Origin of the sequence: Ruegeria marisrubri, assembly GCF_001507595.1 — a bacterium.
Lineage (GTDB): Bacteria > Pseudomonadota > Alphaproteobacteria > Rhodobacterales > Rhodobacteraceae > Ruegeria > Ruegeria marisrubri.
This window is the reverse complement of the sequence record NZ_LQBQ01000023.1, coordinates 265533-279737: the sequence shown is the minus strand read 5'-3', so window position 1 is coordinate 279737 and position 14205 is coordinate 265533. Positions and strand designations below refer to the sequence as shown.

14 protein-coding genes are annotated in these 14205 nt (G+C 64.7%); 3 read left to right on the top strand and 11 right to left on the bottom strand.

Going from position 1 to position 14205, the window contains the following annotated elements; all coding sequences use genetic code 11:
* Positions 1-364 precede the first annotated feature (364 nt).
* Complete coding sequence (locus AVO45_RS12045; RefSeq protein ID WP_082688770.1) at positions 365-1237, top strand: sulfotransferase domain-containing protein; 873 nt, start codon at positions 365-367, stop codon at positions 1235-1237.
* A 180-nt stretch (positions 1238-1417) separates the two neighbouring features.
* Here the strand turns inward: AVO45_RS12045 and mutT are convergent, their stop codons facing one another.
* Genes mutT through AVO45_RS12030 form a run of 3 tightly spaced genes read right to left on the bottom strand, consistent with a single transcriptional unit; the run spans position 1418 to position 3897 of the window.
* A complete protein-coding gene (mutT, locus tag AVO45_RS12040) occupies positions 1418-1816 on the bottom strand; it encodes an 8-oxo-dGTP diphosphatase MutT (RefSeq protein WP_068347268.1) in 399 nt (132 codons plus the stop codon).
* Positions 1813-3039 (bottom strand): bifunctional glutamate N-acetyltransferase/amino-acid acetyltransferase ArgJ, encoded by a 1227-nt coding sequence (argJ, locus tag AVO45_RS12035; RefSeq protein WP_068347266.1) that lies wholly within the window; start codon positions 3037-3039, stop codon positions 1813-1815. The genes mutT and argJ overlap by 4 nt, the downstream gene beginning before the upstream one ends.
* Before the next feature lie 6 nt (positions 3040-3045).
* Positions 3046-3897, bottom strand: a complete 852-nt coding sequence (locus AVO45_RS12030; RefSeq protein WP_068347264.1) for a peptidylprolyl isomerase — start codon at positions 3895-3897, stop codon at positions 3046-3048.
* Positions 3898-4072: 175 nt separating this feature from the next.
* Between AVO45_RS12030 and secA the strand changes: the two genes are divergently transcribed.
* Together secA and AVO45_RS12020 are read left to right on the top strand one after the other, a co-directional pair.
* Positions 4073-6778: a preprotein translocase subunit SecA gene (gene secA / locus AVO45_RS12025; protein ID WP_068347262.1), complete on the top strand. Its 2706-nt coding sequence runs from the start codon at positions 4073-4075 to the stop codon at positions 6776-6778.
* A 102-nt stretch (positions 6779-6880) separates the two neighbouring features.
* Positions 6881-7825, top strand: a complete 945-nt coding sequence (locus AVO45_RS12020; RefSeq protein ID WP_068347260.1) for a hypothetical protein — start codon at positions 6881-6883, stop codon at positions 7823-7825.
* A gap of 180 nt (positions 7826-8005) precedes the next feature.
* On the opposite strand, the gene radC is transcribed toward AVO45_RS12020, so the two are convergent.
* The 8 genes from radC to AVO45_RS11980 are packed head-to-tail and all read right to left on the bottom strand — an operon-like array spanning position 8006 to position 14203.
* The gene (gene radC / locus AVO45_RS12015) at positions 8006-8761 is read right to left on the bottom strand and encodes a RadC family protein (RefSeq protein ID WP_068347258.1); all 756 of its coding nucleotides are present in this window, start codon (positions 8759-8761) and stop codon (positions 8006-8008) included.
* A gap of 36 nt (positions 8762-8797) precedes the next feature.
* Complete coding sequence (locus AVO45_RS12010) at positions 8798-9532, bottom strand: ABC transporter permease (RefSeq protein ID WP_068347256.1); 735 nt, start codon at positions 9530-9532, stop codon at positions 8798-8800.
* Positions 9529-10257 (bottom strand): ABC transporter ATP-binding protein, encoded by a 729-nt coding sequence (locus AVO45_RS12005; protein ID WP_068347254.1) that lies wholly within the window; start codon positions 10255-10257, stop codon positions 9529-9531. The genes AVO45_RS12010 and AVO45_RS12005 overlap by 4 nt, the downstream gene beginning before the upstream one ends.
* Complete coding sequence (gene tenA, locus AVO45_RS12000; RefSeq protein ID WP_205627883.1) at positions 10254-10928, bottom strand: thiaminase II; 675 nt, start codon at positions 10926-10928, stop codon at positions 10254-10256. The genes AVO45_RS12005 and tenA overlap by 4 nt, the downstream gene beginning before the upstream one ends.
* The gene (locus AVO45_RS11995; protein WP_068347252.1) at positions 10925-11860 is read right to left on the bottom strand and encodes an ABC transporter substrate-binding protein; all 936 of its coding nucleotides are present in this window, start codon (positions 11858-11860) and stop codon (positions 10925-10927) included. The genes tenA and AVO45_RS11995 overlap by 4 nt, the downstream gene beginning before the upstream one ends.
* Before the next feature lie 20 nt (positions 11861-11880).
* Entirely contained in the window at positions 11881-12843 is a 963-nt protein-coding gene (locus tag AVO45_RS11990; protein WP_068347250.1) for a HesA/MoeB/ThiF family protein, read from the bottom strand.
* Positions 12840-13436 (bottom strand): thiamine phosphate synthase, encoded by a 597-nt coding sequence (locus AVO45_RS11985; protein WP_068347248.1) that lies wholly within the window; start codon positions 13434-13436, stop codon positions 12840-12842. Before AVO45_RS11985 ends, AVO45_RS11990 begins: the two co-directional genes overlap by 4 nt.
* Complete coding sequence (locus tag AVO45_RS11980; RefSeq protein WP_068347246.1) at positions 13433-14203, bottom strand: thiazole synthase; 771 nt, start codon at positions 14201-14203, stop codon at positions 13433-13435. The genes AVO45_RS11985 and AVO45_RS11980 overlap by 4 nt, the downstream gene beginning before the upstream one ends.
* Between the last annotated feature and the right edge of the window lie 2 nt (positions 14204-14205).

Here is a 14205-nt window from a genome sequence, read left to right as displayed (position 1 = left end):
GGCGGGCAGCAACGCTCTGCCAGACGGGATCAGGCATATCGTCGGTCGTCATTCGGACCGGGAATCGCGCCGCGTCGTCAGTTACAATGCACCCTGATCCTAAAGACAGCGGCCTGCCCCGGATGTTTCTCCCGAGCAGACTGCTGTCTTGGCCAAAGCATTGCTGACCCTCACCAATGATGACACAATCCGGGAACAAATCGGACAGGCGGCGTTCGTAGGAGTTGTTGAACCTTGCCGCGTCGATGCTGGGGTCAACAAGCTATGAACCAATACGCAGATACGGGCAGCAGCCGGGTCAAGCCAACCTCGGCAACGGCGCTCAGGCAGCGCGTTCGGGGCCAAATGACGAGGATGGTGCATCATGAGCGCCGTTGACAAGATACGTCGCCGCGTGCGGCGCAGTATCCTATATTCATTTGCGCGCGGCACACAGCTTCATCTTCGGAACCTTCGGGACAGTTCACGCGCACTTCCAAGTTTCATAGTGATCGGCGCCCAAAAGGCAGGCACGACGTCCTTTTACAAGAACCTGGCGACCCATCCCCAGATTTTGCCCGCTTGGACCAAGGAGATCCATTATTTCGACCAGGCAGAACGTCCATCTCTTGACTGGTACCGCGCGCATTTCCCCACCGAGCGCGAGCTGGCAGATATTGGAGGCATTACCGGAGAAGCCAGTCCTTCCTACTGCCTTTTCCCGCACCTTCCAAAAATGATTCATCAGTGTCTGCCGACGTGCAAATTCATCTTCTTGCTGCGTAATCCGGCCCAGCGCGCCTATTCCACCTACCAGTACAACATCCGGGGCGGGATGACCGATATTTCCTTTCAAGACTGGATCGACCGGGATTTTGCCCGGCTGGCCGGCCGGGCCATAGATCAGGAAATGTTTGCTGAACTCCTGTCGGGTGGCCACTCTCTCGAAAACGTTCCATTGGCACTGCTGCGAGGCGTTTATGTAGAGCAGTTAAAGTTTTGGCACGCGGTGGTCCCGAAAGATCAGCTTCTTGTCCTCAACAGCGCGGACTATTTCGCGAACCCGGCCAGTGTGTTGCGGTCGGTTTCGACGGACTTCCTGAAACTGGACGACCACCGGTTCGAATACCGGAAAACCCGCACCGAAGCGCGCTCGTATCCCAAGGTTGACGAAGCCGCCGCGCATCGGCTCGAAGAATTCTACCGCCCCTACAACAAAAAGCTCACTGCCTATCTCGGCCGTGATTTCGGCTGGTGACCAAAACCCTGCAACTCGGTTTTGATGCGCCCCTCAAACTTGCCGACAGAACGTCGCCCGGTCGCGACCCTGGCGGCCATCGCATCGCGGCGATGCTGGGTCGGCGCCAAAAGGACGGTCATGCCGGGCAGATGACAAAGTGCAATGCGATCGCAAGCGGCGTCCCGTGCCCGCAGGGCCTCAGAGCCAGTCCCGCAGGATCGGGATCAACGGAATGTCGGCGGGTGGCATCGGATAGTTTCTCAGATCCGCCGCACGGACCCATTTTAGGGCCTGGCCCTCTTTCGACTGCGGAATCCCCTGCCACTTGCGGCAGGCAAACAGCGGCATCAACAGGTGGAAGTCGTCATAGCTGTGGCTGGCGAAAGTCAGCGGCGCCAGGCACGACGCCCAGGTGTCGATGCCCAGTTCCTCATGCAATTCGCGGATCAGGGCGGCCTCGGGGGTTTCGCCGGTTTCGATCTTGCCGCCGGGAAACTCCCACAGGCCGGCCATGGACTTGCCTTCCGGGCGCTGCGCCAGCAGCACCCGGCCATCCACGTCGATCAGCGCAACCGCGGAAACGAGAAGGGTTTTCACGAGCGATAATCCGCGTTGATTTCGATGTAACCGTGGGTCAGGTCGCAGGTCCAGACGGTGGCCTTGCCCGCACCCAGCCCGAGATCGACGGCGATCACCAGCTCTTGCCCCTTCATGTAGGCGGCGGCGTCTTCCTCGCGGTAGGTCGGGCTGACCCAACCATTTTCCGCCACGAGGATATCGCCGAACGAGATGCTGAGCTTGTCGCGATCGGCCGCCGCGCCGGACTTGCCGATCGCCATGACGACGCGGCCCCAGTTCGGGTCCTCGCCCGCGATGGCGGTCTTGACCAGCGGTGAGTTGGCGATGGCCAGACCGTGCACCTTGGCATCGGCATCCGAGGCCGCCCCGGTGATGCGGATCTCGACGAACTTCGTGGCGCCCTCGCCGTCTTTCACCACCTGCTGCGCCAGATCCAGCATCACGCCTTCCAGCGCCGCTGCAAAGTCGGCATTGCCGGTGGCATCCACGCCCGAAGCACCCGTCGCGCACAGCAGCAGCGTGTCCGAGGTCGAGGTATCGCTGTCCACCGTGATGCAGTTGAAGGTCCGCTCGGTCAACTCGCCCAGCATCTGCTGCAAGGCGCCCTGCTCGACCCGCGCATCGGTAAAGATGTAGACCAGCATCGTCGCCATGTCCGGCGCGATCATGCCCGATCCCTTGGCAATCCCCGAAACAGAGACTGTTTTGCCGCCAATCTCCACCTGCGCCGAGGCCCCTTTCGGGAAGGTGTCGGTGGTCATGATGGCCTCTGCCGCCTCTTTCAGGGCATCCGGCCTCAGCGCGCCGTTCAGAGTGTCGAGCTTTGCCAGGATGCGCTCATGCGGCAACGGCTCGCCGATCACCCCCGTCGACGAGGTAAAGACGCGCTGCACCGGCACGCCCGTCACTTCCGACACAGCCCGCGTCACCTCGGCCACCGAGGTCTGCCCGTAATGGCCGGTGAACGCGTTGGCATTGCCCGAGTTGACGAGAATGGCCGCCGGCCCGTCACTGGCACCACCGATCTTGTCCTGGCAATCCAGCACCGGGGCCGAGCGCGTGGCCGAGCGGGTAAAGACGCCGGCGACCGACGTGCCCGGGTCCATCACCGCCAGCATCACGTCCGTCCGACCCTGATAGCGCACGCCCGCCTCGACCGAGGCAAAACGCACCCCCGCGATTGCCGGCAGATCGGGAAAACCTGCCGGGGCCAGCGGGGAAACATGAGCGATCTTCGCCATCCGGCCTTACTCCTGCACCAGGTCCAGCTGCCGGATGACCTCTGGGCCGACGCCTTCCAGCGCCGGACGTTCGATCTGGGCACCCTTGCTCAATTCGTCGATCTTCGCCTGAATCGCGTCCTGCTGGATTTTCTGCGCCAGTTCCCCGCGCACCTCGTCAAGCTCGGGGGCTGCCGCCGTGCGCTTGTCGTTCAGGATCACGACATGCCAGCCGAACTGGGTCTGAACGGGTTCGGAAATCTGGCCCTTTTCCAGGCCGATCACGGCCTGTTCGAACTCGGGCACCATCATGCCCTTGCCGAACCAGCCCAGCTCACCGCCGTTGGGGCCGGACGGGCCGGTGGATTTTTCCTTGGCCAGTTCGGCGAAATCGGCACCGTTGTCCAGCTCGGCCTTGATCGCCTTGGCCTCTTCCTCGGTTTCGACGAGGATATGCGAGGCATTGTATTCGTCTTCGTCAAAGCCGTTTGCGTATTTCGCGTCATAGGCGGCCTGCAGGGCCTCTTCGGTCAGCGAGGCCCGCAGAACGTCTTCGATGGTTTCGGCCGCCAGCAATGACCGCTCTTCGTTTTCCAGCGCCAGCGCGACGTGTTTCGGCACCACCCCGTCCTGCGCCTGTTTCAGCAGGCTCTGATCGATGAGCTGGTCCAGAATGGCGTCGTAGAGCTGCTTGTCGTCGATTTCCTGATACTGCGCCGGCAACGAGGCCCGCGCGAGGATCACGTGCCCCAAAGTGATCTCGTCCCCGTTGACTCGGGCGACCACGGTGTCGGCATCCGCCTGGGTTTCGGCCGCCAGCGGAAGGGCCATCGCGACGGTCAGGGCCAGCGATGGCAGAAAAGTGAAGCCTTTGGGCATTGAATCATCCTATTCTCATGCCGCGACGGGGCGCGGCGTTGACACTCCAGAACCTGCCGCTTACATCGCTTGAAGCCTAGGACAGGACCGCCTTTCACCCCCCGTATCTATGGGTTGCGCGCAAGGCGGGCAAGCCTGTCGCAACCTCGACACGAACAGATCCGCTGGAGTGAACATGCTGGGACTCGGAACGCTCGCCAAAAAGGTGTTCGGAACACCGAACGACCGCAAGATCAAGGCGACCCGCCCGCTGGTCGAAAAGATCAACGCGCTGGAACCGGAGTTCGAGAAACTCTCGGATGACGAACTGAAGGCCAAGACCGAGGATCTGCGCAAGCGCGCCCTCGATGGTGAAAGCCTCGACGACCTGCTGCCCGAGGCCTTTGCCAATGTGCGCGAGGGGGCCAAGCGGGCGCTGGGCCTGCGCGCCTTCGACGTGCAGCTGATGGGTGGCATCTTCCTGCATCAGGGCAACATCGCCGAGATGAAGACCGGCGAGGGCAAGACGCTAGTCGCCACGTTCCCGGCCTATCTGAACGCGCTGACGGGCAAGGGCGTGCATGTGGTCACGGTCAACGAATACCTGGCCAAGCGTGACGCCGAATGGATGGGTAAGGTGTTCGGGATGCTCGGCATGACCACGGGTGTGATCTATTCCGGCCAGCCTGACGCAGAAAAGATGGCGGCCTACTCCTGCGACATCACCTATGCCACCAACAACGAGCTGGGCTTCGACTATCTGCGCGACAACATGAAGTCGGACCTGAGCGAGGTCTATCAGAAACACCACAATTTCGCGATCGTGGACGAGGTGGACTCGATCCTGATCGACGAGGCGCGCACGCCGCTGATCATTTCCGGCCCGTCGCAGGACCGCTCGGACCTCTACATCGCGATCGACCAGGTGATTCCGTCTCTGCAGGAAGACCACTACACGCTGGACGAAAAGACCCGCAGCGTGACCTTCACCGACGAGGGCAACGAGTTCCTCGAGCAGCAACTGCATGCCCGTGGCCTGCTGCCCGAGGGTCAGTCGCTGTATGATCCCGAAAGCACCACCGTCGTTCACCACGTCAACCAGGGCCTGCGCGCGCACAAGCTGTTCCAGCGCGACAAGGATTACATCGTCCGCGACGGCAATGTCGTTCTGATCGACGAATTCACCGGCCGCATGATGCCGGGGCGCCGGCTGTCGGACGGGTTGCATCAGGCCATCGAAGCCAAGGAAGGCGTCCAGATCCAGCCCGAGAACGTGACCCTGGCCAGCGTGACCTTCCAGAACTATTTCCGCCTGTATGACAAGCTGGCCGGGATGACGGGCACCGCCCTGACCGAGGCCGAGGAATTCGCCGAGATCTACGGGCTGGGCGTGGTCGAAGTGCCGACCAACAAGCCCATCGCGCGGGTCGACGAGGACGATCAGGTCTATCGCACCGCGGCCGAGAAATACGCGGCCATGATCCAAGAGATCAAGAAAGCCCACGAAAAGGGCCAGCCGGTCCTGGTGGGCACCACCTCGATCGAGAAATCGGAAATGCTCAGCCAGATGCTGACCAAGGAAGGCATCAAGCACAACGTGCTGAACGCCCGCCAGCACGAGCAGGAAGCCAAGATCGTGGCCGAAGCGGGCCGTCTGGGCGCCGTGACGATCGCCACCAACATGGCCGGGCGCGGCACCGACATCCAGTTGGGCGGCAATGTCGAGATGAAGGTGCTTGAGGCCATCGCGGCGAACCCCGAGGCCGATCCGGTCGAGCTGCGGGCCGCCGAAGAGGCGCGGCACGCCGAGGAAAAGCAGAAGGTTCTGGAGGCCGGCGGCCTGTTCGTCCTGGCCTCGGAGCGCCACGAAAGCCGCCGCATCGACAACCAGCTGCGCGGTCGTTCGGGCCGCCAGGGCGATCCGGGCCGCACCGTGTTCTACCTGAGCCTCGAAGACGACCTGATGCGCATCTTCGGCTCGGAGCGGCTCGACAAGGTGCTGACCACGCTGGGCATGCAGGAAGGCGAGGCGATCGTTCACCCCTGGGTGAACAAATCGCTCGAACGTGCGCAGGCCAAGGTCGAGGGCCGCAACTTCGACATGCGCAAGAACGTGCTGAAGTTCGACGACGTGATGAACGACCAGCGCAAGGTGATCTTCAGCCAGCGTCGCGAGATCATGGCGGCAGAGGATCTGTCCGAGATCGTTTCGGACATGCGGGAACAGGTGATCGACGACCTGCTCGACCAGTACATGCCGCCCAATTCCTATGCTGACCAATGGAACACCGAAGGGCTCTACGCCGCCGTGATCGAAAAGCTGGGCGTGGACGTTCCGGTCATGGAATGGGCCGCAGAGGAAGGTGTCGATGACGAGGAGATCCGCGAACGCCTGATCAAGGCCACCGACGAGATGATGGCGAAAAAGGCCGTCGATTTCGGCCCCGAGAACATGCGCAACATCGAAAAGCAGGTGTTGCTTCAGACCATCGACTCCAAGTGGCGCGAACACCTGCTGACGCTGGAACACCTGCGCTCGGTGATCGGGTTCAGGGGCTACGCCCAGCGCGATCCGCTGAACGAGTACAAGAACGAAAGCTTCCAGCTGTTCGAAGCCATGCTGGACAGCCTGCGCGAAGCGGTGACGCAGCAGCTGGCCCGCGTGCGTCCCCTGACCGAGGAAGAACAGCGCCAGATGCTGGCCCAGATGGCGGCGCAGCAGGCGCAGATGCAACAGGCCGCCGAACAGGCCGAGGCGATCGCCGAAGCCGAGGCGTCCGGTGACGCTCGGCCGGGTTTCGTCGAGGATGATCCCGAAACCTGGGGAAATCCCTCGCGCAATGACCGGTGTCCCTGCGGTTCCGGCAAGAAGTTCAAGCATTGCCACGGGCGCCTGGCCTGAACCTCGGCCCGCGCGACGGCATGAAAAATCCCCAAGGCGGCCACATATTGGCCGCCTTTCCTTTCGACCGTCATCATTCCCCTTGCGACAGAGGTGGGTGTGATGGCGCTGTTTGGAAATTTTGTGACCATAGGCGGAACGCTCTGCTGCGCACTGAGCACTGGATACCTGGTGCAGAACGGCTTGGCGGCTCCAACCGATCCCGACGCGGTCGCGGAGCGGGTGGCTTCGGCGCCGCTGAGGGTCGCGGATGTCGAAGTCGCGGTTCTGCCGGAACTGCGCAACATTGCTCTGACGTCGGTCACGCCCCGGGAAGGCGGGAAAGCACCGCCAGCCAAGACCCCCACGCGGGTCGCCCCAGAGTTGCCCGGCCCGGCGGGCCGCACCGACTGCAAGGTGGCGGCCACTGCCACTGCGGCGCCGATGGCCAGCGTCGATCTTTCGGTCAGCGCGCCCTGCCATGGGAACCAGCGCGTGACCGTGCATCACAGTGGCCTCTCATTCACGGAAACCACGGGTCCGGACGGGCGCCTCGACGTAACGATCCCAGCCCTGGCGGAAAATGCGGTGTTCGTCGTGGCCCTCGATGACCGTCACGGTGCTGTTGCATCGGCCCGCGTGAATGACCTGGGCGGGTACGACCGCATTGCGCTGCAGTGGGCCGGCAAAGCCGGTTTCCAGATCCATGCCCTGGAATTTGGCGCCAGCTATGGCCAGGCCGGGCATGTCTGGGCCGACCCTGCGGCCCGCGGCCAGGGCACGGTGACGCATCTGGGCAAGGCCGGTTTCCCCGAGGCGCAGGTGGTCGAGATCTATTCCTTTCCTTCGGACGCGGCCCGCCGCTCCGGTACCATCGCATTGTCGCTGGAGGCCGAGGTGACAGATGACAATTGCGGCCGGGAATTCAGCGCCCAGTCCTTTGAACTGCGGGCGAACTTGGCGCTGCGATTTCGCGAGCTGTCGCTGAAAATGCCTGATTGCGGCGCCACCGGCGAATTTCTGGTGTTGGACAACCTTCTCGAAGACCTGAAGATCGCGGCAAGATAAATCGCAGGCGCAACCGGGGATCCGGCAATCCGGCGTGGCCCGCGCGGACGGTTCGATGGAGGCCGCCTTTGCCGTGGTTCTACTCTGATTGCGCCACGGAAAACTCCGCATGGCTGGTTCTCGCAGCCACGGCGCAATCGGCAACGAGGCGCATTCCGAGAGGGGGGAGAGAGCAGATCCCTACAGGTATCCCGCCGACCGGAAACTGAGCTCTGCGGATTTGCCTATGATCAGGTGGTCGTGCAGCGCCAGCCCCAGTGCGGAACAGGCCTGCTGTATGCGGCAGGTCATGTCGATGTCCGACTGCGACGGGGTCGGATCGCCCGACGGGTGGTTGTGCACCAGGATCAGCGCCGAGGCATTCAGTTCCAAGGCCCGTTTGGCCACCTCGCGAGGATAGACCGGCACATGATCCACGGTCCCGCGCGCCTGCTCCTCATCCGCGATCAGCACATTCTTGCGGTCCAGGTAGAACACGCGGAACTGCTCGATCTCGCGATGCGCCATGGTGGTGTGGCAATAATCCAGCAACGCGTCCCAGCTGGAAATCACATGCCGCTGCATCACCCGGGCGCGGGCCATGCGATGGGCGCAGGCCTCGAGGATCTTGAGGTCGGTGATGACCGTATCGCCCACGCCCTTGATCTGGCGCAGGCGCTCGACCGGGGCGGTCAGCACCCGGTTGAAATCGCCGAACGTATCCAGCAGCCGCCGCGCCAGCGGTTTCACGTCCTGCCGGGGGATCGAGCGGAACAGGACCAGTTCCAGCAGCTCGTAATCCGGCATCGCCCCCGCGCCACCCGACATGAACCGTTCGCGCAGGCGCTTGCGGTGGTCCTTGATATACGAGGGCAGCCGCCCCGTGGGCAGCGGCGTGACCGGCGCTTCGTCACTTTCGAACAGCGATGGGGCTTCGGCAAAGGCGTCCTTGGTCATGCGCCCATGATTGCCGCAGAATCGGTTTCCGAGAGGTTAACGCGCCTCGCCGGCCATGCGGGCCGTGGCGCGGCGCACTGCCAGGTGCAGCAGGATCGAGAACACCCCCAGCGTCAGCATCGCGGCGAACATCAGGTCGGTCTTGGCGCGGCCATTGGCCAGCAGCATCAGGTATCCCAGCCCCTGAGACGAGCCGACCCATTCCCCGATCACGGCCCCGATCGGGGCATAGACCGCCGCCAGCCGCATCCCCGAGGCCAGCGAGGGCAGCGCTGCCGGGATGCGGATATGCCACAACACGCTGCGCGGGCTGGCCTGCATGGTGCGGGCCAGGTCCAGATAGCCGGGCGGCGTGCGCATCAGCCCGTCAAAAAACGACGAGGTGATGGGGAAATAGATGATCAGCACCGCCATCGCGACCTTGGACCACAGCCCATAGCCCAGCCACAGGGTCAGCAGCGGCGCCAGCGCAAAGACCGGCAGTGCCTGGGTGAACACCAGCATCGGCTGCACCAGCACCCGCGCGGCGCGGGAATTGGCCAGTTGCAGCGCGGTGACGACGCCCAGCACGGTGCCGCAGACCAGGCCGATCAGCACTTCGACGGCGGTGATCCAAGTGTGTTCGGCGATCAGCCAGCGGTTCTGCCACCAGGTCTCGGCCACCACCGCCGGGCCGGGCAGGATGAATTTCGGCAGGCCGGTCAGGGTGACGATCGCCTGCCAGAGGACCAGCGCAAACAGGGTCGCAGCGAGGGCCGAGAGCATCTTCATGCCACCTCCTCGCGCAGCAGTTTCAGCAGCGCGCCCTGCGTCTCCAGCGTCTCCAGATCATCCACCTTGCGCGGCACCGGCGCATGGGGCGGTTGGCACGGGGTCAGGCCGTGGCGCGTCATCACCATGATCGACTGGCCCAGACGCGCGGCCTCGGCCGGGTCATGGGTGACCAGCAGGACGGTCCTGCCCTGCAATGCTTCGGCGGCCAGGTCCTGCATGTCGGCGCGGGTGCGCGCATCGAGCGCCGAAAAGGGCTCGTCCAGCAGGATGATCGGCTTGTCCTCCATCAGGGTGCGGGCCAGCGCCACGCGCTGACGCTGCCCGCCGGACAGTCCCGAGGGTTTCTTGGCCATGTGATCCTGCAGGCCCATCCGCGCGATCAGCCGGGCGCGGCGGTCCTGATCGACCCGTTCGCCGCGCAGCCGCGCGCCCAGCGCCACGTTCTGCGCGACCGTGGCCCAGGGCAGCAGCAGATCGTCCTGCGCCATGTAGGCCACGCGGTCGGCCACCGGCAGCCCGTCGCTGGCGCGGATCTCGCCGGTGAACTCGGCCCCGGTCGCCAGCCCGGCGATCAGGCGCAGAACCGTGGTCTTGCCGACCCCCGATCCGCCCAGCAGACAGGTCCACTGCCCGGCCGTCAGCGACAGGGTCAGCGGCGCGAACAGAGGCGCGCCGTCGATGCTGGCCTGTCCGCTGAGGATCAGATCGGGGGGCGGGGTCATGGGGTCAGGCCCATCTGCCAGAAATTGACCTCGAGCTCGGTCGCGGTGCGGAAGGTCCGGCACAGGCGTTCCCAGCGCGGCGCGCTGCGGAAATCCGCCCCAAGTCTCCGTGTCAGAGCCGAATCCAGCAGCTCACCCACCGCGCGGCAGGCCGCCTGGTAGTCGTCCCCGGCATAGGTATCGATCCAGTCGCGATAGGTGTCCGAGGTGGCCTCGGCCGCCAGCCGGGTGCCGATCTCGCCATATCCCATCACGCAGGGCGCCAGCGCCGCCAGCAGATCCAGCAGATCACCGCTGTAGCCGGCCTCGAGCACATAGCGGGTATAGGCCAGGTTCTCGGGGCGTTCAGGCGTGGCGAACAGCTCGTCCTGCGAAATGCCCGCCGCCTCGCAGATGCCGATATGCAACTGCATCTCTTCGGCCACCAGCGCGTTGACGGTGGCAACGGCCGTCAGCATCTCGGCATGGGTTTCCGATTTCACCACCGCCAGCGCCCAGGCGCGCGAGAAGTGGATCAGGAACACGTAATCCTGCCGCAGATAATGCAGAAAGGCCGCGCGCGGCAGGGTGCCGTCCTTCAGCCCCTCGACAAAGGCGTGGCGGGTGTACTCCCGCCACGGCCCCTGCGCCGCATCGCGCATCAGCGCGAAGGCTTTGCCATACTCGCTCATTGCGCGGTCACGTCGATGGTGATGGCGCTGACCGGGTTGATGCTGTCGATCATGCCCGCATCTTTCAGAAAGGCCTCGAACCGGGCATAGCGGCCGGCATCGAACCCCGCCGGGCGCAGCGCGAAACGCGGCAGGGTATCGACCCAGGCGCGGGCGTTCAGCTCGTCCTGCAACTCGGGCGAGGTGGCGGCGAAGACCTCCCAGCTTTTCTCGGGGTTGTTCACGATATACTGCGTGGCCTTCTCGGTGGCGGCCAGGAAGCGGGCGACCTTGTCGGCGTCCATCGTCTCGGGGTTGGCGACATAGATCAGTTCGTCATAGGGCGGCACGCCTTCCTCCTCGATATAGAAGCAGCGGCCCGCGACGCCCTCGATCTCCATCTGGTTCAGCTCGAAATTGCGGAAGGCACCGATCACGGCATCCACCTGGCCGGTCATCAGCGACGGCGACAGCGAGAAGTTGACGTTGATCATCTCGATATCGTCCAGCGACACGCCATGCGCGTTCAGCATCGCGGTCAGAATCGCCTCTTCGACGCCGGCGACCGAAAAGCCGATCTTCTTGCCCTTGAGGTCGGCCAGCGTCTTGATCGGGCCATCCTCCAGCACCAGCAGGCAGTTCAGCGGCGTGGCGACCAGCGTCCCGACCCGCTTCAGCGGCAGGCCTTCATGGATCTGCAGATGCAGCTGCGGCTGGTAGGACACGGCCAGATCGGCCTGACCGGCGGCCACAAGGCGCGGCGGGGCCGACGGATCGGCGGGCGGGACGATTTCCACCTCAAGCCCCTGTTCGGCGAAATAGCCGTTTTCCTGCGCCACGATGATCGGCCCGTGGTCGGGGTTCACGAACCAATCCAGCAGGACGGTCATCTTGTCCTGCGCCCAAGCGGGCGCGGCGGCCAGCAGGGCGATGGCGGTGATCAGTTTCTTCATGGTCTGCGTTTCCTTTTGCTTCACGACGTTGCGGCGGCGACCAGAACGATCCGGCCGGGCCAATGGGGGTGGAGTTCCTCGGCCGCGCGCCAGGCACGCAGCCCGGTGGCACAGCAGAGAGCCAGCGTTTTGCCCATGTTAGGGTCTGTATTCAGCGCCTCGACCGTCAGGCGATGGGCGTTGGGGTGGATCGGCACGGGGGCCTCATCGACGCTGCGCAGATCGACGATCAGGTCGTTCTGGGTCAGCTGCGAGAGGGCGACAAAGGGGAAATGGCTGTCGGGTTCCGGCGCGGCATCAAAGCGGAAGCCGCCGCTGATACAGCTGCGCCCGTCCACCTGCACCATCTGGCCCAGCGGCGAGGGATCGAGGCCCAGGATCGCGCCCAGCGCCATCTGTGCCTGCATCGCGCCGATCATCGCCACGACCGGGCCCAAGACGCCCGCGGTGGCGCAACTGGCCCCGCTGTCGGGCGCGTCGGGGAACACCGCGCGCAACGACGGCGCGCCGCCGCAGAACCCGCCGACATAGCCCGACAGGCCCAGAACCGAGGCGCTGATCAGCGGCGTGCCCTGCGCCAGACAGGTATCCGACAGCGTATAGCTGGCCGCATAACTGTCTGCGCAGTCCAGAACCAGGTCGGCCTCGGCCACCAGATCAGCGGCATTTGCCGGCGTTAGAGTCTGTTTTCGCGCCTCGACAGTGATCTCACTGTTCAGCGCCCGGCAGTGGTCGGCGGCGGCTTGGGCCTTGGGGCGGCCGCAATCGGATTCGGCAAACAGCGTCTGGCGATGCAGGTTCGACAGGTCCACCGTATCGGGATCGACGATGGTCAGATGCCCCACCCCGGCCCCGGCCAGCAGCGGCAGGGCAGGCGCGGCCAGCCCTCCGGCGCCCACCACCAGAACCCGCGCGCGGGCAAGGCGGCTCTGCCCCTCGGCCCCGATCTCGGGAAGGATCATCTGGCGGGCGTAACGGCTCATCGCGTGACCTCGATCCACTGGCGCACCCGCGTTTCGGGGTCGGGGTTCAAGGTGATGTCGGTGACGGCCGAGACGATGTCGGCCCCGGCTTGAAACACGCCCGGCGCGCGCTCGACGCTCATGCCGCCGATGCCGACCAGGGGGATGTCGCCCACGCGCCGTTTCCACTCGGTCACGCGCGGCAGGCCCTGTTGGTGCCATTTCATTTTCTTCAGGATGGTCGGATAGACCGGCCCCAGCGCCACATAGTCCGGGTCCATCGCCAACACGCGTTCAAGCTCGTCATCGTCATGGGTAGAGACGCCCAGTTTCAGCCCCGCCTTGCGGATGGCGGGCAGATCGGCGTCGTCCAGATCCTCCTGCCCCAGGTGGATCCAGTCGCAGCCCGCGTCGATGGCCGCCTGCCAATAGTCGTTCACCACCAGCACCGCGCCGTGGTCGCGGCACAGGGCCTGCGCGGTGGCGATTTCCGCGCGCACCACCGCGTCGGGCTGCTCCTTGATCCGCAGTTGCACCAGCTTCACGCCCAGGGGCAGCATCCGCCGCAGCCAGTCGGTGTGATCGAAGATCGGATAGAAGCGGTCGAGCGTCATGACAGAAAGGCCTTTCCGATCACGGGGGTGGAGGGTTCGGCCATGTCGCGCGGCTCGATCGGGTCGGCCTGATGCGCCAGTTGCCCGGCCTGCACCGCCAGCGCCATGGCCCGCGCCATCGCCACCGGATCGCCCGCGCGGGCAACGGCGGTGTTCAGCAGAACCGCGTCATAGCCCAGTTCCATCGCATGAGCGGCGTGGCTGGGCAGGCCGATGCCCGCATCCACCACCAGCGGCACGTCGGGAAACTCGGCCCGCATCGCGCGCAGGGCGTATTCGTTGTTCAAGCCCCGCCCCGATCCGATCGGCGCGCCCCAAGGCATCAGCACCTGGCACCCGGCGGCCAGCAGACGCTCGGCCACGATCAGGTCTTCGGTGGTGTAGGGGAACACCTGGAACCCCTCGTCGGTCAGGATGCGCGCGGCCTCGACCAGTTGGAACACATCCGGTTGCAGGCTGTCGGTGTGGCCGATCAGCTCCAGCTTGATCCATGGCGTGTCGAACACCTCGCGCGCCATGTGGGCGGTGGTGACGGCCTCTTTGACCGTGTGACAGCCCGCGGTGTTTGGCAGGATCAGCACGCCCAGATCGCGGATCATCGACCAGAACGCCTGCCCCGCCCCGCCCGCGCCCTCGCGCCGCAGTGACACGGTGGCGACACCCGCACCGCTGGTCCGAAACGCCTGTTCCAGGATCGCCGGGCTGGGATATTGCGCGGTGCCCAGCATCAGCGGGTTGGGCAGTTCGGTGCCGTAAAACGTCTTCATCC